Genomic DNA, 20,956 nt, shown 5'->3' on the forward strand with positions numbered 1-20,956 from the left:
GGCACGCCCCACCGTTCGCAATTTTGTGCATTTGCAAAACGGCGTCCCAACATTGAATGGCCGAAGGTCAATTCTTATAAGGACTGAAACGTCAGGTCGCGCACGGGATTTGCCCGGGGCGCGGCTTCTCTCGTGAAAGGACATCCATGCCCTGGAGCAATCAGACCGGCGGTGGCGGCTGGAAAGGCGGCGGTAACAATGGCGGCCCGTGGGGACAAGGGCCGCAGCAGCCGCGTCCCGGCGGCGGCGGCGGTGGCGGCTCGCCCGATCTGGAGGAGATCCTGCGTCGTGGCCAGGACCGCCTGCGGCGTGCCATGCCGGGTGGCGGCGGCGGCGGTTCCGGCGGCGCCAAGGGCAGTGGGCTGCTCTTCGGCGGTGTCGTTGCGATCGTGCTGGGTGTCGTCTGGGCAGTGAATGCCGTCCACGTGGTCGAGCCCGGCGAGAACGGCGTCAAGATCCTCCTCGGCCAGCCACGCGAGGAGCTTTCCCCGCCCGGGCTGCACTTTACGCTCTGGCCCATCGAGAAGTTCGAGACCGTGCCGGCGGTGGAGAATCGCCTGCAGATCGGCGGCTCGGGGGGCAATGACACATCCGGCCTGATGCTGTCCGGGGACCAGAACATCGTCGATGTGAAGTTCTCCGTCCTGTCCTTCGTGTCGAATCCGCAGGAATACCTCTTCAATGTCGATGACGCTCCGGGCATGCTGCGGCAGGTTTCCGAAAGCGCGATGCGCGAGGTCGTGGGCCGCAATCCGGTGGACGATCTGTTCCGCGACGACCGCGCCGCCATTGCCGAGATGGTCCGCGCCATCATCCAGCAGACGCTGAACAATTATGGCGCCGGCATCACCATCAATGCCGTCTCGATCGAGGAAACGGCGCCACCCACCCAGGTGGCCAGCGCCTTCGAAGAGGTCCAGCGCGCCACGCAGGATCAGGACCGCTTCGTGGACGAGGCCAATATCTACCGCAACCAGCAGCTCGGCCGGGCTCGCGGTGAGGCAGCGCAGATCACCGAGGACGCGCTCGCCTACAAGAACCGCGTCGTGCAGGAAGCCGTCGGTGAATCGCAGCGTTTCGCATCCATCCTGGAAGCCTACGAGACCGCGCCCGACATCACGCGCCGCCGCCTCTACCTGGAGACGATGGAAGCCGTCCTGCGGGATTCCAACAAGATCATCATGAACGAGAACGGCAACGGCAACGGGGTGGTGCCCTATCTGCCGCTGACGGAAATCGACCGCCTGACCGATCGGCGCGCCCGTGAGACGGCTGGCGGAAACGGCAATGGAAATGGAAACGCTCCGGCCGCCATCACCAGCAATCGCGACAGCGCGTCGGCCGGCTCGATCCCGCCGGCCAGCGTGGCGAGCGGTACGCAGCAGGGGAATGCCCGATGAACAACCGTTTCTATGCGATTCTCGGGGTTGTCGCCGCCGCGATCATCCTGATCTGGAACTCGGCCTTCATCGTATCGGAGCGCCAGCAGGCGCTTGTGCTGCGCTTCGGTGAAATCCAGCGGGTCATTTCGCAGCCGGGCCTCTACTTCAAGCTGCCCTTCGCCTTTGCCCAGGCCGACAATGTCCAGGTTCTGCCGAAGCGTCTGCTGCGGTCGGATCTGAACAATCTGCGCGTGCAGGTGCGCGGCGGCGCCTTCTATGACGTCGATGCCTTCATGGTCTACCGCATCGAGGATCCGGCCCTGTTCCGCCGCGGCGTCCGTGGCGGCCAGCTGGACGAGGCCGAGCGCCTGCTGCTGACCCGCTTCGATTCCGCGATCCGCGCCACTTATGGCCGCCGCAGCTTCGATGCCGCCCTGTCGGACGAGCGCGCGTCGATGATGGTCGAAGTGCGCGACCAGGTGCGCCCGGAAGCACAGCGGCTGGGCATCGACCTGGTGGATGTGCGCATAGGCCGGACCGACCTGACGCCGGAAATTTCCGAGCGCACCTATGAGCGCATGGCCGCCGAGCGTCTGGCCGAGGCCGAGCGTCTGCGCGCCGAGGGGCAGGTGCGGGCGCGCACGCTGCGGGCCAATGCCGACCGCGAGGCATCCGAAACCCTGGCGGGCGCCCGGCGTGACGCCGCCGTCCTGCAGGGCGAGGGCGAGGCCGAGCGCAACGCGACCTTTGCCTCCGTGTTTAGCCGCAACCCTCAGTTCTTCGAATTCTACCGGTCCATGCAGGCCTACCGCACGGCGCTGGAGGGAACGGGGACGACCATGGTGCTGACGCCGGACTCGGACTTCTTCCGCTTCTTCGGATCGGACGGCGCGGCGGGCGATGGCCCGGCCACCCCTGCGCCGACGCTGCCGCCGGCGCAACCGGGGGCGGTCACGCCATCGGCGGCCGAAGCCACCGCAAATTGATGACGTCTCTGGAAGGGCGGGCCGAAAGGTCCGCCCTTCCTTCCTTTTGCACCTAAGCGCCGGCCGGCGCCCTTGATTCAGTCGCTTTTATCCGTTTGCCTGCGGCGGCGGCGCCTTGCCGTACGCACGCGCTTGAAAGGGCCCGCCATGCATGTCCCCCGCCGAACCGGCATCATCGCCCTTGCCGCCGCGCTCGCCGGTGGCATCGCCGTGCCGGCGGTCGCGCAGGGGGTGATTCCGCCGCCGGCGGAGGGGCAGCAGATCGCCCCGCAGCGGCCGCCCGCCGAAACGCGCGATCCCGCGAGCCCCGCCGCCCCGCCGCAGGCGAGCCAGCCCCGCATGCAGGGGCCGGCCTCCGTGGCCGATCTTGCCGAAGGGTTGCTCGACGCCGTCGTCAATATCTCGACATCGCAGCGCGTGACGACGGGTGGCGGCGTGCCGCCGCTCACGGCCCCGGAAGGCTCACCATTCCAGGAATTCTTCGACGATCTCCTGAAGGGGGACGAGGCGACCGGATCGCAGCGCGTGCAATCGCTCGGCTCGGGCTTCGTGATCGACCCTTCCGGAATCGTCGTGACCAACAACCACGTCATCGCCGATGCCGACGAGATCACCATCAACTTCGCCGATGGGGAGTCCCTGAAGGCGACGGTGATCGGCACCGACACCAAGACCGATATCGCGGTTCTGAAGGTCGAGGCACCCGCGCCCCTGGCGGCCGTGTCCTTCGGGGATAGCGAGGCCGTGCGCATCGGCGACTGGGTGATGGCGATCGGCAACCCGTTCGGGCTGGGCGGTTCGGTGACGGTCGGCATCGTTTCGGCGCGCGGGCGCAACATCAATGCCGGCCCTTACGACAATTTCATCCAGACGGACGCCGCCATCAATCGCGGCAACAGCGGCGGGCCGCTCTTCGACATGTATGGCCGCGTCATCGGCATCAACACGGCGATCATATCGCCGACCGGCGGCTCGATCGGAATCGGCTTCTCCATCCCCTCGCTCCTGGCCGAAAACGTTATCGACCAGCTGCGCGAGTTCGGAGAGACGCGGCGCGGCTGGCTCGGCATCCGCCTGCAGGAGGTGACCGACGAGATCGCCGAGGGGCTCGGCCTGCCGAACAGCCAGGGCGCCATCGTCATGGGGGTCGTTCCGAACGGCCCCTCCGATACGGGCGAGATCGAAGTCGGCGACGTCATCACCGAATTCGATGGCCGGCCGGTCCTGACCTCCCGCGATCTGCCGCGCATGGTGGCCGAGACCGAAGTGGGTCGGGCCGTGGTTCTGAAGCTCCTGCGCAAGGCGGATATGGAGACGCCCGTTCAGGAACGGAGCGTCGAGGTGACGCTCGGGCGGCTCGAGGATGGCGAAGAGATGATGGCCGACGAGGCCGGTGACGACGCGGCAGAGGACGAGGACGCGGACGCGGGCGCCGAGGATGCGGCCGCGGCGCCGGCCCTCGGAATGCAGATCGCCGATCTCTCACAGACGCGGCGGGACGAGTTCGGCCTGGCGGAGGATCTGACAGGCGTGGTCGTGACCGAGGTTGAGGACGGATCTCCCGCCGACGAGAAGGGGATCGAGCCGGGCCTCGTCATTGCCGAGATCGGCCAGGAGACGGTTGCCGATGCGGCCGATTTCCGGCGCAAGCTGGCCAAGCTGCGGGCGGATGGCCGGCGCAACGCGCTGCTGCTCGTCGCCTCGCCCGAGGGCGATCTGCGCTTCGTGGTGGTGCCGCTCGATTGACCGCGTGGCCGCTCAGTCGTTCGGGCGGCCTTGGGCGATCAGGATTTCCAGGAAGGCCGGGCCGTACCGTTCCAGCTTGGTTTCGCCGATGCCGGGGATCGATGCCATGGCCCGCGCCGTTTTCGGCCGGGCGGCCGCCAGCTCCGCGAGTGTCCGATCGTGGAAGATGACATAGGGCGGCACGCCCTGCGCCTTGGCCAGCTCCATACGTTTGGCGCGAAGCGCATCGAACAGGGCCTGGTCCGCCTGCGGCACCGGCGCCGGGCCGGACCGGGAATCGCCAGCGCGGCGCCGGCCGGCTGCTTTGGGGGCCGGCGCGCGCAACTGCAACTGCGGCCGCTCGCGCAGGAACTGACGGCCCTCCGCCGAAATGGACAATCCGCCATGGCCCGACAGGTCCACCGTCACGAGCCGCAGGGCGATCAACTGCCGCAGGATGGCGCGCCAGGTCCGGTTGTCGTGTTCCGTGCCGATGCCGTAGGTCGAGATCTGGTCGTGGCCGAAGCGGGTGATGCGCTCATCCTGGGCGCCCGTCAGGACATCCACGATATAGGCCTGTCCGAAGCGCTCGCCCGTCCGATGGATGCAGGACAAGGCTTTCAGCGCGGCGATGGAGCCATCGAAGAGCTGCGGCGGCGCAGCGCAGGTATCGCAATTGCCGCACGGGGCGCAGGCATCGCCGAAATAGGACAGGAGCACCTGGCGCCGGCATGACGCGGTTTCCGCCAGGCCCAGCAGGGCATCGAGCTTGTGGCGTTCCATCCGCTTGCGCAGGTCCGGCGCGTCCGACTCCTCGATGAAGCGGGTGCGAAGGGCGATGTCCTCGATCCCGTAGAGCATGAGGGTCTGCGAGGGCAGCCCGTCGCGGCCGGCACGGCCGGTTTCCTGGTAATAGGCCTCGATGCTGCTCGGCAGGTCGAAATGCGCGACGAAGCGCACATCCGGCTTGTCGATGCCCATGCCGAAGGCGATGGTCGCCACCATGATCACGGCCTCGCCATGCTGGAAGCGCGCCTGGTTCGCCTCTCGCGCAGGCTTGTCCATGCCGCCGTGATAGGGCAGGGCGTCGTAGCCTTCCGTCACCAGCCAGGCGGCAATCTCCTCGGTGCGGCGCTTGGACAGGCAATAGACGATGCCGCTCTGCCCGGCATGCCGGTCGATGAAGCGCTTGAGCTGCGCGCGGGCATTGTCTTTCTCGGCGATGGCATAGGCGATGTTCGGGCGGTCGAAGCCGGCGACGAAGGCATCGTCGGTGCCGATCTGCAGATGGCTGAGAATTTCGGCGCGCGTCGGCTCGTCCGCGGTCGCGGTCAGCGCCATGCGCGGCGTGGTCGGGAAACGGTCGACGAGCACGTCGAGCTGCCGGTAGGAGGGGCGGAAGTCGTGGCCCCATTGCGACAGGCAATGGGCCTCGTCGATGGCGATGACCGACAGGGGCACCTCTGCGAGCCTGTCGATGACGCCGCTGCGCAGAAGGGTTTCCGGCGCCACGTAGAGGATATCCAGCGTGCCCTCGAAGATCGACCGCCAGAGAGCACGGCGTTCGTCGTCCTGCAGGTCGGAGTTCAGGGCCGCCGCACGCACGCCGGCCTGGCGCAGGGCCGCCACCTGATCGGCCATCAGCGCGATCAGCGGCGAGACGACCAGGCCGAGCCCCGGCCGCACCAGGCAGGGGATCTGATAGCAGAGCGATTTGCCACCGCCGGTCGGCATCAGGACGAAGGCATTGTGCCCATCGATGACATGATCCACGATCGCCGCCTGGGGGCCGCGAAAGGCTTCGTAGCCATAGACGCTCTTCAGGACGCGGAGCGCCGCGCCATCGTGCCGTTCCGCCAAACCTGCCACCGTCCTATCCATCCTGCCGGAGGGCTTCGGGCGAGCCTGCCTCCAGCACGTAATATTTGTGGCGCACCAGATGGGGATGGCGGGCGGCATCGACGGACGGATTGTCCAGGAAGCCGGCCTGCACCATGCCGATCCGGCGCATCACGGCTTCCGACGCGAGGTTGTCCACCACGCACCAGGAGACGATCCGGGTCAGGCCAAGCTCGTCGAGGCCGTAGCGCAGGCAGCGCCGCGCGGCTTCCGTGGCATAGCCCTGGCCCCAGGCTTCCGGCAGGAGGCGCCAGCCGATCTCCACCTCCGGGGCGAGGGGCGAGGGCGCGTGCGTGCGGATCAGCCCCACCATGCCCAGGACGCGAGCGTCCAACAGGCGCTCGACGGCCAGGAAGCTCATGCCTTCGGCATCGAGCCGCCGATTCAGGTCCTCCCGCATGGCATCCGACTCGGCGCGCGTGCGCCGGAAGCCGAAATGATGCATGACGTCGGGATCGCTGTTCAGCCGGTGGAAGACGGCGCCATCCTCGGCCCGCCAGCGCCGGAGGCGGAGCCTGTCGGCGGTGAGCCCGTCCATCAAAGGGTGAAGTCCTCGGCGCGATAGCCCTGCAGGAAGAGGAGCGCCGTCAGATCACCGTGGTCGATGCGCACCGGTGCCTGCGCCGCCACGGCGGGCTTGGCATGGAGCGCGACGCCCGTGCCGGCCGCCAGGATCATCGGCAGGTCGTTGGCCCCGTCGCCGACGGCGAGCACGCCGTCTGCCGTAACGCCGCGCGCGGCGGCGATGGCGTTGAGCGCGGTCAGCTTGGCCTCTGCGCCCAGGATCGGCTCGGCGACCGTGCCATCCAGCCTGTCCCCCGCAACACCGAGAATGTTTGCGCGGTTTTCGTCGAAGCCGAGCCGCTCGGCCACGGCCTGCGTGAAGATGGTGAAGCCGCCGGATACGAGCGCGGTATAGGCGCCGTGGGCGCGCATGGTGCGGACCAGCGTCTGCCCGCCGGGCGCCATGGTGATATGGTTGGTAAGGACGTCCGCCACGCGGGCCAGCGGCAGATCCCGCAGGAGCGCAACACGCTCACGCAAGGCGGGCTCGAAGGCGATCTCGCCATTCATCGCCCGTGCGGTGATGGCCGAGACGGCATCCTTGATGCCGATTTCCGCGGCGAGTTCGTCGATGCATTCCTGCTCGATCATGGTGGAATCCATGTCGGCCAGGAGGATGGATTTGCGACGCCCGGCCACGGGCTGCACGACGCAGTCCACCGCCGCCGACAAGGCAAGGCGGGAGAGGGCGTGGCGTGTGGCGGGCGTGGGCTCGGCTTCCGTTACGAGGTCACAGGCTGTATCGCTCTCCAGCCAGAACAGCTCCGCCTCGCCGATGATGGACAGGGCTTCCTCGGCGAGAGCGCGGTCGACACGCGGATCGTTTCGGGCGGACAGGAAGGTGACGACATACATGGGCGGTGACGATCCGATCCGGATGGACGATGAAGGCGCGATCCTGATAGCCGGGCCTACCGCGAGCGGCAAGTCAAGGCTGGCGCTCACCCTTGCGCGCCAGCACGGCGGCACCATCGTCAACGCCGATTCCATGCAGGTCTATGACGGCTTGCGCATCCTGTCGGCACGCCCTTCGCAGGCCGAGATGGAGGGTCTGCCGCATCGCCTCTACGGCTTTGCGGACCCGGCCCAAGCCTTTTCCACAGGCGATTGGATCCGCGCGCTGGAGCCGGTTCTGGGTGAGATCCGCGCGGCCGGACGCCGCCCCGTCATCGTCGGCGGAACGGGGCTCTACTTCCGGGCCCTGACGCGAGGGCTGGACGATATGCCGCCCGTGCCGCCAGAGCTGCGGCAGGCGCTGCGCGCGCGCCACGAGGCTGAGGGGACGCCGGCGCTCCACGCAAGGCTGGCGCAACTGGACCCAGCGGCCGCCGGCCGCATCCGGCCGAGCGACAGCCAGCGCGTCCTGCGCGCGCTCGAGCTCATCGAGGCGACGGGGCTGCCCCTGGCGCAGCTCCAGGCCGGCCGCGGGCGGCCGCTCCTGTCCGGCCCGATGGCGCGGATCGTGCTGACCCCGGAACGCGGGGTCCTGCGCGAGCGCATCGCCGCGCGCTTCCATCAGATGATGGCCGAGGGCGCGGAAGAGGAGGCCGCGGCCTTCGCGCGGCGGCCGGGCGCGCTCGATCACTCGGCCGCCCTTGCCATCGGCCTGCGCGAGCTGATCGCCTGGCAGGCGGGCGAGATCAGCCGCGACGTGGCCGTGCAACGGGCCATCACGCGCACGCACCAATATGCAAAGCGGCAGGAGACATGGTTCCGGAACCAGTTCGGTCCGGAATGGACGCGCATATCGCAGCCATAATGGCGTTGACGCACGGGCCGCTTGGCAGTATCGTCCCACGCCATGAAGACATACTCGCTCATTCTCGTAGGCAGGCGCACACGCGAGACGGTTTAGAAAACCGTCCGGCTGATGCCACGTGTGCGCGAAAGACAGGCCCCTCGAAGGGCCTTTTTTATTGCCCAAATGTCCGGACCCATCGACAACGACAAACAGGAAACGCGGCGCGGTGCATGAGGCCATGCAGGACGCCGGAGCAGGAAACAAGACCATGGACGACATGACGACCAACCCCGAGATCCGCAGGATGACCGGCGCCGAAATGGTGGTGCAGGCCATGAAGGACCATGGCGTCGAACATCTCTTCGGCTATCCCGGCGGTGCCGTCCTGCCCATCTATGACGCGCTGTTCCAGCAGGAAGACGTCCAGCATATCCTGGTCCGGCACGAGCAGGGCGCCGGCCACGCGGCCGAAGGCTATGCCCGGTCGACCGGCAAGGTCGGTGTGATGCTGGTCACCTCCGGGCCCGGGGCGACCAACGCCGTCACGCCGCTTCAGGACGCCTTGATGGATTCAATCCCGCTCGTCTGCATCAGCGGGCAGGTCCCGACCAGCCTGATCGGTTCGGACGCCTTCCAGGAATGCGACACGGTCGGCATCACGCGCCCCTGCACCAAACACAACTGGCTGGTCCGCAGCGTCGAGGAACTGGCGGAGGTCCTGCACGAGGCGTTCCATGTCGCCACGTCCGGGCGGCCGGGGCCCGTCGTCGTGGATATTCCCAAGGACGTCCAGTTCGCCACCGGGACCTACATCCCGCCGCAGGCGAGCCGCGCGGCGGAACGCTACCGGCCCAAGGTCGATGCCGACCGCCAGCGTATCCGCGCCGCGGTGGAACTGATCGCCTCTGCGCGGCGGCCCGTCTTCTACACGGGTGGCGGCGTCATCAATTCGGGGCCGGAGGCGAGCCGCCTGCTGCGCGCATTCGTGGCCCGCACGGGCATCCCCATCACCTCCACGCTGATGGGGCTCGGCGCCTATCCGGCATCGGGCGAGAACTGGCTGGGCATGCTGGGCATGCATGGTACATATGAAGCCAATCTCGCCATGCATGAATGCGACGTCATGATCTGCCTGGGGGCGCGCTTCGACGACCGGATCACCGGGCGGCTGGACGCCTTCTCCCCGCATTCGCGGCGCATCCATGTCGATATCGACCCGTCCTCCATCAATAAGAACGTGCGCGTCGACCTGCCGATCGTCGGTGATGTCGGCCATGTCCTCGCGGCCATGCTGGAAGCCTGGGACGATCTCAAGCTGGAGGTGAACGCCGCCGCACTGGCCGAATGGAAAGGCAAGATCGCCCGCTGGAAGGCGCGCAACTGCCTGGCCTTCAAGCAGGATGGCGACATCATCATGCCGCAGCATGCGGTCAAGCGGCTGTACGAGATGACGCGCGACCGTGACACCTACATCACGACCGAGGTCGGCCAGCACCAGATGTGGGCGGCGCAGTTCTACGGGTTCGAGGAGCCGAACCGCTGGATGACGTCGGGTGGCCTCGGCACGATGGGCTATGGCCTGCCCGCCGCGCTCGGCGTCCAGATCGCCCATCCGGACGCCCTCGTCATCGACATTGCGGGCGATGCTTCGGTCCAGATGACGATGCAGGAGATGTCGGCCGCCGTTCAGTATGACGCGCCGATCAAGATCTTCATCCTGAACAACCAGTATATGGGCATGGTCCGGCAGTGGCAGCAGCTCCTGCACGGCAACCGGCTGTCCCATTCCTACTCCGAGGCGCTGCCCGATTTCGTCAAGCTGGCGGAGGCCTTCGGCGGGGTCGGCCTGCGGGTCGAGAAGGCGGGCGATCTGGACGGCGCGATCCAGGAAATGATCGATGTCCGGCGCCCGGTCATCTTCGACTGCTGTGTCGCCAATCTGGCGAACTGCTTCCCCATGATCCCGTCGGGCCGCGCACATAACGAAATGCTGCTGCCGGACGAGGCGACCGACGAAGCCGTCGCCAACGCCATCGACGCGAAGGGCAAGGCGCTGGTCTGACGACCGGCGCCTGCCGCAACCCTGCCCATTCCTGCTGGATCCGAGTCGAACATCGTATGAACACCCCCCTACAGCCGCCGGCCTCCGCCTATTTCATCACCGAGGAAAAGGAGAAGGCCGAGTCGCATACCCTGTCCATCATCGTGGACAACGAGCCCGGGGTCCTTGCCCGGGTGATCGGCCTCTTTTCGGGGCGCGGCTATAATATCGAGAGCCTGACCGTGTCGGAGGCCGAGCATCAACGGCACCTTTCGCGCATCACCATCGTGACGCGGGGCGCACCGCATGTGGTCGAGCAGATCAAGAGCCAGCTCGACCGGATCGTGCCCGTGCACCGGGTGGTGGACCTGACCCACGCCGCGGCGGGGCAGGGAGAGGACGGGCCGATCGAACGGGAACTGGCGCTGGTGAAGGTATCGGGCCAGGACGAGGACCGTGTGGAGGCGCTGCGTCTGGCCGATGTGTTCCGGGCCAAGGTGGTCGATTCGAGCACCGGCCATTTCGTCTTCGAGATCACCGGTCGCAGCACCAAGATCGAGAAGTTCATCACCCTCATGGCGCCGCTCGGCCTGACCGAGGTGTGCCGCACGGGCGTGGCCGCCATGAGCCGCGGCGCCGATCCGATGATACCGGCCGCCTGAGCGGCCTTAAGGGACAAAGGCGACATGTCTGCGGAACTCATGGCTGGGTTGGTCGTCTTTTCCTTCGTGTCGTCGATCACGCCTGGGCCGAACAATCTGATGCTCATGGCGTCGGGGGTCAATTTCGGCTTCCGGCGCAGCATTCCGCACATGCTGGGAATCGCCGCTGGATTCGCCGTCCTGCTCCTGGCCGTCGGGGCAGGGCTCGGCACTGTCATCGAAGCCTATCCGGGGCTGGCTCTGGCCATGAAATTCGCCAGTGCGGCCTATCTCATCTATCTTGCCTGGAAGATCGCCACCGCCCGCGGAATCGGCGGCGGCGGTGCGGCCGCCGAGCCGCTCGGCTTCTGGCAGGCGGCCGCCTTTCAGTGGGTCAATCCCAAGGCCTGGGCCATGGGGCTCGTCGGCATGGCCGCCTATGTCGACCTGGCGCAGCCTTGGGCGTCCATCGCCCTGGTGACGATCGTCTTCACGCTCGTCAGCATGCCGAGCATTTCCGTCTGGGCCGCCTTCGGCATTGCCCTGCGCGGCTTCCTCTCGGTGCCGTCGCGGTTGCGCGGCTTCAACATCGCCATGGGGCTGCTTCTCGTGGCGACGCTATGGCCGATGCTCGGCTGAACGGTTCGCTTGCGGTGACAGCGGTTTTCTGCGAGGCGATCATTCATGAAGCTTTCTCCGCAGCAGGATGAGGCGCTCGGCCGCGTCGCCCAGTGGCTCAAATCGCAGGACAAGCCGGTCTTCCGGCTGTTCGGCTATGCCGGCACCGGCAAGACGACCCTGGCGCGCTACTTTGCCGAGGGCATGGACGGTCAGGTCCAGTTCGCCGCCTTCACCGGCAAGGCGGCGCAGGTTCTGCGATCCAAGGGTGCGCGCAACGCCCGCACCATCCATTCGCTCATCTACCGCCCGCGCGGCGAGGAAACCGTCGAGGATGAAGGGACGGGCACGGCGCGTGTGTCGCCGGCCTTCACGCTCAACCGTCAGAGCCCCGTCGCCAAGGCCAAGCTGATCATCGTGGACGAATGTTCCATGGTGGACGAGGCGCTGGGGCGCGATCTTTTAAGCTTCGGTACGCCCGTCCTGGTGCTGGGCGATCCAGGGCAGCTTCCGCCCGTGTCGGGCGGGGGTTATTTCACCGAGGCCGAGCCGGACTACCTTCTGACGGAAATCCACCGCCAGGCGCGCGACAATCCCATCATCGACCTGGCCCTGCAGGTGCGGGAGGGCAAGGAGATCGCCCTCGGCGAGTATGGGGCCGCCCGGGTCATCTCCCGCCGGGATGTCGACCGGGACGCCGTGCTTGCGGCGGACCAGGTCCTGGTGGGCACCAATCGGACGCGGCGCCTGTACAATGCCCGGCTGCGGGAGCTGAAGGGGTTCGAAGGGCCGACGCCGATTTCCGGCGACAAGCTCGTCTGCCTGCGCAACGACCCGGCCAAGGGGCTCCTGAACGGCTCGCTCTGGCAGGTCATGACATCATCCCGCGAGACGGTGAAGCCGGGCGTCAGCCTGCTGGTCAAGCCGGAGGACGACGATATGGACCGGGGCGTCGCCAAGATCAAACTGCTCAAAGCCGTCTTCGAGGAGCCGGACACCGAGATCCCGTGGCAGACGAAGAAGCGCTACGACGATTTCGATTATGGCTATGCGCTCACCGTGCACAAGGCGCAGGGCTCGCAATGGAACGACGTCATGCTGTTCGACGAAAGCTTCGCTTTTCGTGACACGCGGGAGCGCTGGCTCTATACCGCTATCACCCGCGCCGCCGAGCGGCTGACCGTGGTGCGCTGAACATCCAGGGAGACGAAGCATCATGACCACGCTGTCGGTCAACGTCAATGCGATTGCCATGTTGCGCAACCGGCGCGACCTTCCCTGGCCGGACCTTGAGTCGCTGGCGCGCATCGCGCTGGAGGCGGGGGCGAGCGGCATCACCGTCCATCCGCGGCCCGACCAGCGGCATATCCGCCTGACCGACGTGCCGCAGCTCAGCACGCTGATCTCCCGGTCCTTCCCGAAGGCCGAGTACAATATCGAAGGCTATCCGTCGGAAGCCTTCCTCGACCTCGTCTGCCGGATCCGGCCCGACCAGGTGACCCTGGTTCCGGACGATCCGGCGCAACCGACATCCGACCATGGCTGGGCTTTTGAGACGGCGGCCGAGCTTCTGGCCCCCGTGGTCGGCCGGCTGAAGGCGGAAGGAATGCGCGTTTCGCTTTTTGCCGATCCCGATCCGGCCGGATACGAGATCGTTCCGCAACTCGGCGCCGATCGCATCGAGCTCTATACCGGCCCCTATGGCGCCACGCATTCCGACCCCGATGCGCGGGATGCCGAACTTTCTCGCCTCAGCCTTGCCGGGCGCCGCGCGCAGGCATTGGGGCTCGGCGTTAATGCCGGCCACGACCTGACCGTGCCGAACCTGCCGCCGCTCATCGCCGAATTGCCGTTCCTGGCCGAGGTGTCGATCGGCCACGCTTTGACGGCGGATGCGCTGGAACACGGCATGGCGGGCGCGGTGCGCAGGTTCCTTGGCGCATTGAGTGGCTCGGAGGCCTGACGCCGCATCAGGGCCCGATCCGATCGGGCTTGCAGCCTTCCACCAACTCATGTAATTGCCGAGCCGTAACCGACGTTACGGCGTTGGACCTCGCATCGGCAAGGACGCGGCACATCGTGGTGGAAGCGACAGACCCGGAATGGACGGACCGACAGGCCGAGCTGCTCGACGCGGCTTTGGCGCTGCTCGTTTCGGCCGGACGGGCCCCCACCATGACGGAGGTCGCGCGGGAAGCGTCCTGTTCCAAGGAAACGCTCTACAAATGGTTCGGCGGCCGTGACGGCCTGCTTGCGGCTATGGTGCAGCGGCAGGCTTCCAAGGTGGGCGGGCTGCCCATCGGGGACGAGCGGACGGACGCCGCCTCGCTGGTGCAGCGGCTCGAACTCGTCGCCCATGACTGGCTCGAGGTCATCCACGGGGAGACCTCCGTGGCGTTGAACCGCCTGGCCGTCGGGCAGGCGGGCACACGCAAGCACGGGCTCGACGCCATCATGCTGGAGAACGGGCCGGCCACCGTGCGCCGGCGCGTCACCCGGCTTCTGGAGGAGGGCAGGGCGCAGGGCCTCCTGGCCTTCGAACGCGTCGACGAAGCCTTCGCTGCCTTTTTCGGACTGGTCGTGCGCGACCGGCAGATCCGCCTGCTGCTGGGCGAAACGCTTGCGCCGGACGAAGCTTCGCTCGCCCGGGACGCGGAGCTTGCCGTCCGGCACTTCCTGACACTCTACGGAACTCCCAAGATCCGGCCTTAGGGCCCGGACACAACCTGAACTGGAGGAAAGACCATGCGCGTTTATTACGATCGCGATGCCGACGTGAACCTGATCAAGTCCCGCAAGGTGGCCATTGTCGGCTACGGCAGCCAGGGCCGTGCCCATGCGCTGAACCTGAAGGACAGCGGCGCCAAGGAACTGGCCGTTGCGCTGCGGCCGGATTCCCCAACCGCCAAGAAGGCGGAGGCCGACGGCTTCAAGGTCATGACCGTCGCCGAGGCGGCTGCCTGGGCCGACCTTCTCATGATGGCGACGCCGGACGAGCTGCAGGCGGACATCTACCGCAACGAGATTGCCCCGCATATCCGCGATGGCGCGGCCATTGCCTTCGCCCACGGCCTCAACGTGCATTTCGGCCTGATCGAGCCGAAGGCCTCGGTCGATGTCGTGATGATCGCGCCGAAGGGCCCGGGTCATACGGTGCGCGGCGAGTATCAGCGCGGCGGCGGCGTGCCCTGCCTGGTGGCGGTGCATCAGAACGCGTCCGGCAATGCGCTCGACCTGGCCTTGTCCTATGCCTGCGGCGTCGGCGGCGGCCGCTCGGGCATCATCGAGACCAACTTCAAAGAAGAGTGCGAGACCGACCTGTTCGGTGAGCAGGTCGTCCTGTGCGGCGGTCTGGTCGAGCTGATCCGCGCTGGCTTCGAAACCCTGGTGGAAGCCGGCTACGCGCCGGAAATGGCCTATTTCGAGTGCCTCCACGAGGTGAAGCTCATCGTCGATCTGATCTACGAGGGCGGCATCGCCAACATGAACTACTCCATCTCCAACACGGCGGAGTGGGGCGAGTATGTGACCGGCCCGCGGATCATCACCGAAGAGACCAAGGCCGAGATGAAGCGCGTCCTGAAGGACATCCAGAGCGGCCGCTTCACCTCGGAGTGGATGCAGGAATACCGTTCGGGCGGCGCCCGCTTCAAGGGCATCCGGCGGGTGAACGACAGCCATCAGATCGAGGAAGTCGGCGCCAAGCTGCGCGGCATGATGCCCTGGATCAAGTCCAACGCGCTGGTCGACAAGACCCGCAACTAGGATCGGCGCTCAAAACCAGCGCCTGAACGAATGAGGGCCGCGCCCGGAGCCTCCCATGGCGTCGGGCGCGGCCCTTTTGCCGCCTGCCACCGGCCGGCGGCGACCCCTCCTTAAGCCATGGACGCGGCCCGGAAATTAACAAATGTGAAGAATGGGCGAAGTCTTCGTGTCAGGCCGGCTGGCCCGGCAGGACCAGCCGGAAGGTGATCCAGCCATCATCGCCCTGATGGAGCGACAAGGTCCCGCCATGGGCCTGGGCGATCTCGGAGGCGATGGACAGGCCAAGGCCGAGACCCTTGCGTCCCTCGCTCTGCGCGCGCGCAAAGGGTTTGAACAGCCGCTCCACGAGGGCATCGTCCAGCCGCGGCGCACGGTTGCGCACCTCCAGAACGAGGCTTGTGCCGTGGCCATCCGTGGCAGGCTCGTTCGGCACGGTGCGCAGGAAAGCCTCCACCGGCCCGCCGGCTTCGCCGTGCAGAAGCGCATTGTCGAGGAGATTGGAGAAGACCTGGCCGAGCCGGATCCTGTCCGCCATGATCTGGCCGGCGGCCTCGATCCCGATGGTGATGGAGCGGCCGGGATGGGTGGCCTGCAGTTCGGCAACGATCTGCATGATGAGCGATGCGGCATCCACCGGCTCGGTCTGCAGCGGCCCGATGCCGTCGCCAAGGGCGGTGCGGGCATAGTCCACCACATTGTCGATGAGGCCGGTCATCCGCTGGATGCTGCCCTGAATCAGCACCAGCACCTCGCGCCCGCGCGCGTCGAGCTGCCCACGGGACAGAAGGCGTACGCCGGAATTGATCGACGCCAGCGGGTTGCGCAGATCGTGACCGAGAATACCGATGAACTGATCGCGCAGCGTGGCGACCCTGCGTTCCGCCTCCAGATGCTCGGTGGTGGCCGCCAGCCGCAGGCGCGCGTCGATGTTCAGCCCGATCAGTTCGGCCAGAAGCGTGAAGAGCCGCAATGTCCGCTTGTCGCCCACGGGGCGCGGGTCGGCATCGATGGCACAGAGCGTGCCGAAGAACTGCCCATTCTCCAGAACGATCGGCACGGAAATGTAGCTGCGCAGCTTGTAGATCTGCGGCACGTGATGGTCCGCATAGACCGGATCGCAGGCGACATCCGGGATGACGACCGGCTGGCGGTGGTTGCGGATCTCGTCGCACAGGGTGGTGCGGATGGGCAGTTCGCCGCCGGCCGCCAGTCCGAAGCCGCTATCGTCCCGCACCGCGCAGGCGACCCAGCGGTCCGGCGTCACGCGGGCAATGGCCGCAAAGCCCATTCCAGTGGCTTCGCAGGCGGCGTCCAGGATGGCGGGCAGCGCCGGAATATCCCCAACCCATTCCGGGGAGACGTCGATCGTGTCAGCCATCCGTTCCGCCTCGCATACACTGCTCCGGCCCATTCGGGAACGGATACAAAACCGGTCAAGCTGCGGGCCTTACGAGCCTGCCGCGTCTAAAATAGGATGCTGCTCGCGTCAGGCGACCGCGTCCGGTTCGACGGCCTGGGGTGCAGGGGTCGATACAGCCAGAACGGTGAAGATGTGCTGGCGGCCGTCGCGCGCATTCCAGGTGATCGACTGGCCTTCCTTCAGCCCCAGAAGCGCCGTCCCGACCGGCGTCAGGATCGAGATGCGCCCGGCATTGATGTCGGCCTCCGCCGGGTAGACGAGCTGGATCGTCCGCTCCGGCTCGGCGTCGCGGCGAAAGGTCACCTGCCGGCCCATGGCGACCGTGTCGGACTTCAGGTTGCGCTGATCCACGATGCGCGCGCGGTCAAGCTCCGCCAGGAGGTCTTCCGCGACGTCGGGCATCCGGTCGAGCATCTGGTTGGCCAGGAGCGTCAGGCTTTCGAAGTCCTTCTCCAGGACCGCGATGCGCGGCTTGCGGCTCTTCAATGTCGTATCGGCCATGTTCTGGCTCCTTGCAGGCAATACGGCGCGGGAAAGCCGCCCGGACCTTCAAGGTTCGGGCGGGGATGCGCCAGTCATGTTGTAGAGACGAGGCACTCCCGCAAAGCGAAGCGCGGCAGCCTGCCTTGCGGGTTAGTGCGGCGCGGCCGGGGTGACCCGGGGCGTTAGCGCTTTGCGGTGATCAAGGCGGTGGCTCATCCACCAAGGATGGTGGTTGGCGGTGCCAAGGTCAAGAGGCTCCCGTTGCGGGAGCCTCCGGTCGGCAGGCGATGTCCAAGGGAAAGAGACGGAGGTTCTAGCCGTTCTTCTTCAACCGGCCGCTTTCGGCCTGCAATTCATCGATCAGCTTGGACGCGTCGGCCTTGGTCAGGCTCTCGTCGAAGCTGTGTCCGGTTTCCTGACACAGGGTCGACAGGTAGGACGATTGCGCGCCGGTCATCGGCTCGTCGCCCGTCGTCCAGGTATCTGGGTCTTTTTCCGTGTTGGAAGCGCCTGCTTCCTGTCCCTTTTCACTCATGGCCCGGTTCCATCCAGATGTTGACTGTTCCCGAAACGTTCCGGCCACGTTCGGGTTCCGGGCGGGGCGGAAAGTGCGTCAGTCGAAGCGTGTGACTACGGTCGTGCCCGTTCCCTGGAACCGGTCCATGGCCATGAGCGCATCGATCGATTCCGCCAGATCGATGCGCCGTCCGACCAGGCGCTCAGGCTTCAGCTTGCCGGACAGGATCATCGGCATCATCACATCGTAACGATGAGCCTGCATGCCATGGCTGCCGAGGATTTCCAGCTCGTGGGCGATGATGCGATCCATGGGGACAGGGGGTCGGCTATGATCCCCCAGCATCAGGCCGACCTGTACGTGCCGGCCGCGGCGGCGCAGGTTCAGGATCGAGTTCAGGCATGTCTGCGGATGGCCGAGCGCGTCCAGCGAAACATGGACTCCTCCGCCCGTCGCATCGCGGACCGCCGCAGGAACATCCGGCGTTACGCTGGCATCGATCGTGACCGCTGCGCCAAGCTGACGCGCCAGCGCCAGCTTGTCCTCGGCGATGTCCACCGCCACGACATTGGCGCCAAGGGCATCGGCGATCATGATGGCCGACAGGCCGACGCCACCGCAGCCGTGTACGGCCACCCACTGACCACCCGCGACCCTGCCCTGATCCACCACCGCCCGGAAGGAGGTGACGAAGCGGCATCCAAGACTTGCCGCCGTGGCATAGTCAACCGTCTCGGGCAGGGCCACGAGGTTCAGGTCGGCCTGGTCGATGGCGACATATTGGGCAAAGGACCCCCAATGGGTGAAGCCGGGCTGGAACTGGTTGTGGCACACCTGCTGGTGGCCGGCGTGGCATTCCGGGCAGGATCCGCAGCCGCCGACGAAGGGCACGGTGACGCGCTCTCCGCCCTTCCATCGTGTGACGTCGCGGCCGACTGCCGCAATCACGCCCGCAAGCTCATGCCCGGGCACATGCGGCAGCCGTATATCCCCATCGTGTCCGACCCAGCCATGCCAGTCGCTGCGGCAGACGCCGGTGGCTTCGACCTTGATGACGACGCCATGCGGCGCGGGGGTCGGATCGGGCAGGGTGACGAGCTCGGGCCGCCGATTGAACTCGGTATACAGGACGGCTTTCATATCGTCTCCCCGCAAAGGCCTTTGCCTGCCGGCCTATCCTGCTGCCTGAAAGGGCGCAAGAGGCGCGTTGCGAACGTACCGGCACCCTGGTGGGGTGCGTCCCATTGTCCGGGGCGTCGCAACCGCTTGTCGGCATTCCAAAGACAGGTTACGCCTGTCAGGACCGTCGACGACAGGGTCGGTACGGCATCGGATCGAGGTGTCGTATGAATGGACAGGCGCGCAGGCCCGCAGGCGAAGGGGGCGGCTACGAGCCCCAACTGAAGCGCAGCCTGGGCCAGTTCCAGGTCTTCGCGGTATCCTTCGCCTTCATCTCTGTCGCGGTCGGCATTTTCGGCACCTATGACGACGTCCTGCGCACCGCCGGGCCGGTCGGCATCTGGCTCTGGGCGATCGTCGCCGTCGGCCAGACCCTCGTGGCGCTGGTCATCGCGCAGTTCGCGGCAAGGATTCCGTTGACTGGATCGTCCTACCAATGGGCGTCACGGCTGGCCAGTCCGGCCATCGGCTGGTGGTTCGGGCTTCTCAGCTTCCTGTATCTCGGCATTGCCGTCGTCGCGGTGGATAACGCGCTCGCCACGCAGGCCTTGATGCCCCTTCTAAAGATGTCGGCGGACGAGAGTATGGGCCGGATGCTGACGCTCGCCATCCTCGTGGTGCAGGCGGGGCTGACCATCTTCTCGACGCGGCTCGTGGCGATGATCAATGCGGCGGCGGTGGGGATCGAGGTCGTCATCGTTCTCCTTCTCGTGCTGCTTCTGTCGGCCGCTGTGTTCCTGTCCGGGGCGGGAGGCTTCGATCATCTCGTGTCACGGGGCGTCGCGGCGTCGGACATGACCTATTTCAGCGTCGGCGGCGGATTGATGCTGGCCATGCTGATGGGGCTGTCGACACTGGTCGGGTTCGACGCCTCGGCCAACCTGGCAGAGGAAGCGCGCGATCCGTTCCGCACCGTGCCGCGCGCCATCGTCGGATCGGTCATTGCGGCAGGCCTTCTCGGCATGGTGTTCCTGATTGCGCTGACCGTCGCCATACCCGACATCGGCACCATCTCGGCAAGCGCATCACCGGTGGCGGACATCCTGCGGGACCGGCTCGGCCCGACCATGGAAGCATGCCTGATGCTGGCGGTGACATTCGCCTTCTTCGCCTGCGGAATGGTGGTCATGGCAACGGCGGCGCGGCTCGTCTTCGCCATGGCGCGGGACGGGCGCTTTCCGGCCTCGCGCATCATGGCGCGCGTGCATCCGCGCACGCACACGCCCATCCCCGCAACGGTTCTGATCCTTGTCGGCGGCATTCTCCTGATGCTGTCGCTGCCGGGGGAGGCCTTGCTCCAGCTCATCACGGCATCCACCATCCTGCCAGTGCTCAGCTACGGGGTGACCGTCATCCTGTACCTTGCCGTGCGCCACAAGCTGGACCGCCAGGCCGGCGCCTTCGACCTCGGCCGCGCGGAACTGCCTGTTGCCGTGGCGGCGCTCCTGTGGCTCGCCATCGCGCTCTTCGTGCTGGTCACGCCGCCGGCAGCCTTCGTTCCCGTCCTGATCGTCGCCGGGCTGCTGGCGCTGGGCGGGTTCTATTTCGTCTGGATCCTCAGGTTCAACCGCGCTGTGCTCGCGGTCGAGCCGGCGCCGGCTCTGCCCTCTGCGTGAGCCTGCGCGCGGTTGCCCATATGGACCGGACGCCAGGGCGACCCCAAGAACCCGTTAACCAGGAGGTCCTATAGATGAGTTTGGAGGGCGAAGCAGCAAGCGTCGAGCCAGCCCGGCGCTAACTGCGGAGGATGAGCCGCCGCAGCTGTGGCAACAGGCTTGCCCTCGAAAGGAGTGAGACTCATGTGGCTTTTGCCAGTGACGATCACGATTAGGGTAAAGAAAACCCGGAGCGGCTGGCGCGCCGAACTCCGGGTATTACTTCTTAGCCTCTGATCGAAAGGGTCCCAGGTGTTAGCGCACCTGGGACCACTCCTATAAGGTAGGCCCGAACCTATGTCGGATCAACCCATCTCGTGTCGGGGCGGCTGGCGGGCCC

At 66.7% G+C, this 20,956-nt stretch carries 19 protein-coding genes; 12 read left to right on the forward strand and 7 right to left on the reverse strand.

The window, feature by feature from the left end:
- The first annotated feature begins 146 nt into the window (after positions 1-146).
- From hflK to AUL30_RS15560, 3 genes are all read left to right on the forward strand, one after another.
- Positions 147-1,400: an FtsH protease activity modulator HflK gene (gene hflK, locus AUL30_RS15550; protein ID WP_062228808.1), complete on the forward strand. Its 1,254-nt coding sequence runs from the start codon at positions 147-149 to the stop codon at positions 1,398-1,400.
- The gene (gene hflC, locus AUL30_RS15555) at positions 1,397-2,368 is read left to right on the forward strand and encodes a protease modulator HflC (RefSeq protein ID WP_062228809.1); all 972 of its coding nucleotides are present in this window, start codon (positions 1,397-1,399) and stop codon (positions 2,366-2,368) included. Before hflK ends, hflC begins: the two co-directional genes overlap by 4 nt.
- A 147-nt stretch (positions 2,369-2,515) precedes the next feature.
- Complete coding sequence (locus AUL30_RS15560; RefSeq protein WP_062228810.1) at positions 2,516-4,114, forward strand: Do family serine endopeptidase; 1,599 nt, start codon at positions 2,516-2,518, stop codon at positions 4,112-4,114.
- A gap of 12 nt (positions 4,115-4,126) precedes the next feature.
- Here the strand turns inward: AUL30_RS15560 and recQ are convergent, their stop codons facing one another.
- From recQ to serB, 3 genes are read right to left on the reverse strand one after another with little or no spacing between them, the layout of a single operon-like run.
- On the reverse strand, positions 4,127-5,974 hold the full coding sequence (gene recQ / locus AUL30_RS15565) for a DNA helicase RecQ (RefSeq protein ID WP_062228811.1): 1,848 nt from the start codon (positions 5,972-5,974) through the stop codon (positions 4,127-4,129).
- Entirely contained in the window at positions 5,967-6,530 is a 564-nt protein-coding gene (locus AUL30_RS15570; RefSeq protein WP_083507980.1) for a GNAT family N-acetyltransferase, read from the reverse strand. The genes recQ and AUL30_RS15570 overlap by 8 nt, the downstream gene beginning before the upstream one ends.
- Positions 6,530-7,411, reverse strand: a complete 882-nt coding sequence (gene serB / locus AUL30_RS15575; RefSeq protein WP_062228812.1) for a phosphoserine phosphatase SerB — start codon at positions 7,409-7,411, stop codon at positions 6,530-6,532. Before serB ends, AUL30_RS15570 begins: the two co-directional genes overlap by 1 nt.
- Between serB and miaA the strand changes: the two genes are divergently transcribed.
- From miaA to ilvC, 8 genes are all read left to right on the forward strand, one after another.
- Positions 7,398-8,315: a tRNA (adenosine(37)-N6)-dimethylallyltransferase MiaA gene (gene miaA / locus AUL30_RS15580; protein ID WP_306302738.1), complete on the forward strand. Its 918-nt coding sequence runs from the start codon at positions 7,398-7,400 to the stop codon at positions 8,313-8,315. The genes serB and miaA overlap by 14 nt on opposite strands.
- A 286-nt stretch (positions 8,316-8,601) precedes the next feature.
- A complete protein-coding gene (locus AUL30_RS15585) occupies positions 8,602-10,359 on the forward strand; it encodes an acetolactate synthase 3 large subunit (RefSeq protein WP_062228917.1) in 1,758 nt (585 codons plus the stop codon).
- 56 nt (positions 10,360-10,415) lie between these two features.
- Positions 10,416-11,000 carry an acetolactate synthase small subunit gene (gene ilvN, locus AUL30_RS15590; protein WP_062228813.1) on the forward strand — a complete coding sequence of 195 codons (585 nt, stop codon included), beginning with the start codon at positions 10,416-10,418 and terminating at the stop codon, positions 10,998-11,000.
- A gap of 24 nt (positions 11,001-11,024) precedes the next feature.
- Positions 11,025-11,618, forward strand: coding sequence for a LysE family translocator (locus AUL30_RS15595; protein WP_062228814.1), 594 nt, complete (start codon positions 11,025-11,027; stop codon positions 11,616-11,618).
- Between the two features lie 45 nt (positions 11,619-11,663).
- Positions 11,664-12,791, forward strand: coding sequence for an ATP-dependent DNA helicase (locus tag AUL30_RS15600; RefSeq protein ID WP_062228815.1), 1,128 nt, complete (start codon positions 11,664-11,666; stop codon positions 12,789-12,791).
- Positions 12,792-12,810: 19 nt separating this feature from the next.
- A complete protein-coding gene (locus tag AUL30_RS15605) occupies positions 12,811-13,560 on the forward strand; it encodes a pyridoxine 5'-phosphate synthase (protein WP_157070224.1) in 750 nt (249 codons plus the stop codon).
- Between the two features lie 116 nt (positions 13,561-13,676).
- The gene (locus AUL30_RS15610) at positions 13,677-14,309 is read left to right on the forward strand and encodes a TetR/AcrR family transcriptional regulator C-terminal domain-containing protein (protein ID WP_244490860.1); all 633 of its coding nucleotides are present in this window, start codon (positions 13,677-13,679) and stop codon (positions 14,307-14,309) included.
- A 33-nt stretch (positions 14,310-14,342) separates the two neighbouring features.
- A complete protein-coding gene (ilvC, locus tag AUL30_RS15615; protein WP_062228817.1) occupies positions 14,343-15,362 on the forward strand; it encodes a ketol-acid reductoisomerase in 1,020 nt (339 codons plus the stop codon).
- 169 nt (positions 15,363-15,531) lie between these two features.
- Here the strand turns inward: ilvC and AUL30_RS15620 are convergent, their stop codons facing one another.
- From AUL30_RS15620 to AUL30_RS15635, 4 genes are all read right to left on the reverse strand, one after another.
- The gene (locus AUL30_RS15620; protein WP_062228818.1) at positions 15,532-16,740 is read right to left on the reverse strand and encodes a GAF domain-containing sensor histidine kinase; all 1,209 of its coding nucleotides are present in this window, start codon (positions 16,738-16,740) and stop codon (positions 15,532-15,534) included.
- A gap of 108 nt (positions 16,741-16,848) precedes the next feature.
- The gene (gene rnk / locus AUL30_RS15625; RefSeq protein ID WP_062228819.1) at positions 16,849-17,283 is read right to left on the reverse strand and encodes a nucleoside diphosphate kinase regulator; all 435 of its coding nucleotides are present in this window, start codon (positions 17,281-17,283) and stop codon (positions 16,849-16,851) included.
- Positions 17,284-17,578: 295 nt separating this feature from the next.
- Positions 17,579-17,800 (reverse strand): DUF3072 domain-containing protein, encoded by a 222-nt coding sequence (locus tag AUL30_RS15630; protein WP_062228820.1) that lies wholly within the window; start codon positions 17,798-17,800, stop codon positions 17,579-17,581.
- Positions 17,801-17,878: 78 nt separating this feature from the next.
- Entirely contained in the window at positions 17,879-18,922 is a 1,044-nt protein-coding gene (locus AUL30_RS15635) for a zinc-dependent alcohol dehydrogenase family protein (protein WP_062228821.1), read from the reverse strand.
- A 206-nt stretch (positions 18,923-19,128) separates the two neighbouring features.
- On the opposite strand from AUL30_RS15635, the gene AUL30_RS15640 reads away from it, so the two are divergent.
- On the forward strand, positions 19,129-20,577 hold the full coding sequence (locus AUL30_RS15640; protein ID WP_062228822.1) for an APC family permease: 1,449 nt from the start codon (positions 19,129-19,131) through the stop codon (positions 20,575-20,577).
- Positions 20,578-20,956 lie beyond the last annotated feature (379 nt).

The sequence above is a fragment of the Aureimonas frigidaquae genome (genome assembly GCF_001463905.1).
Classification (GTDB): Bacteria; Pseudomonadota; Alphaproteobacteria; order Rhizobiales; family Rhizobiaceae; genus Aureimonas; species Aureimonas frigidaquae.

Bases quoted from the DNA above. Each gene is read 5' to 3' on its own strand.
- hflK (WP_062228808.1), top strand. From the start codon at position 147: ATGCCCTGGAGCAATCAGACCGGCGGTGGCGGCTGGAAAGGCGGCGGT.
- hflC (WP_062228809.1), top strand. From the start codon at position 1,397: ATGAACAACCGTTTCTATGCGATTCTCGGGGTTGTCGCCGCCGCGATC.
- AUL30_RS15560 (WP_062228810.1), top strand. From the start codon at position 2,516: ATGCATGTCCCCCGCCGAACCGGCATCATCGCCCTTGCCGCCGCGCTC.
- recQ (WP_062228811.1), bottom strand. From the start codon at position 5,974: ATGGATAGGACGGTGGCAGGTTTGGCGGAACGGCACGATGGCGCGGCG.
- AUL30_RS15570 (WP_083507980.1), bottom strand. From the start codon at position 6,530: ATGGACGGGCTCACCGCCGACAGGCTCCGCCTCCGGCGCTGGCGGGCC.
- serB (WP_062228812.1), bottom strand. From the start codon at position 7,411: ATGTATGTCGTCACCTTCCTGTCCGCCCGAAACGATCCGCGTGTCGAC.
- AUL30_RS15585 (WP_062228917.1), top strand. From the start codon at position 8,602: ATGACCGGCGCCGAAATGGTGGTGCAGGCCATGAAGGACCATGGCGTC.
- ilvN (WP_062228813.1), top strand. From the start codon at position 10,416: ATGAACACCCCCCTACAGCCGCCGGCCTCCGCCTATTTCATCACCGAG.
- AUL30_RS15595 (WP_062228814.1), top strand. From the start codon at position 11,025: ATGTCTGCGGAACTCATGGCTGGGTTGGTCGTCTTTTCCTTCGTGTCG.
- AUL30_RS15600 (WP_062228815.1), top strand. From the start codon at position 11,664: ATGAAGCTTTCTCCGCAGCAGGATGAGGCGCTCGGCCGCGTCGCCCAG.
- ilvC (WP_062228817.1), top strand. From the start codon at position 14,343: ATGCGCGTTTATTACGATCGCGATGCCGACGTGAACCTGATCAAGTCC.
- AUL30_RS15620 (WP_062228818.1), bottom strand. From the start codon at position 16,740: ATGGCTGACACGATCGACGTCTCCCCGGAATGGGTTGGGGATATTCCG.
- rnk (WP_062228819.1), bottom strand. From the start codon at position 17,283: ATGGCCGATACGACATTGAAGAGCCGCAAGCCGCGCATCGCGGTCCTG.
- AUL30_RS15630 (WP_062228820.1), bottom strand. From the start codon at position 17,800: ATGAGTGAAAAGGGACAGGAAGCAGGCGCTTCCAACACGGAAAAAGAC.
- AUL30_RS15635 (WP_062228821.1), bottom strand. From the start codon at position 18,922: ATGAAAGCCGTCCTGTATACCGAGTTCAATCGGCGGCCCGAGCTCGTC.
- AUL30_RS15640 (WP_062228822.1), top strand. From the start codon at position 19,129: ATGAATGGACAGGCGCGCAGGCCCGCAGGCGAAGGGGGCGGCTACGAG.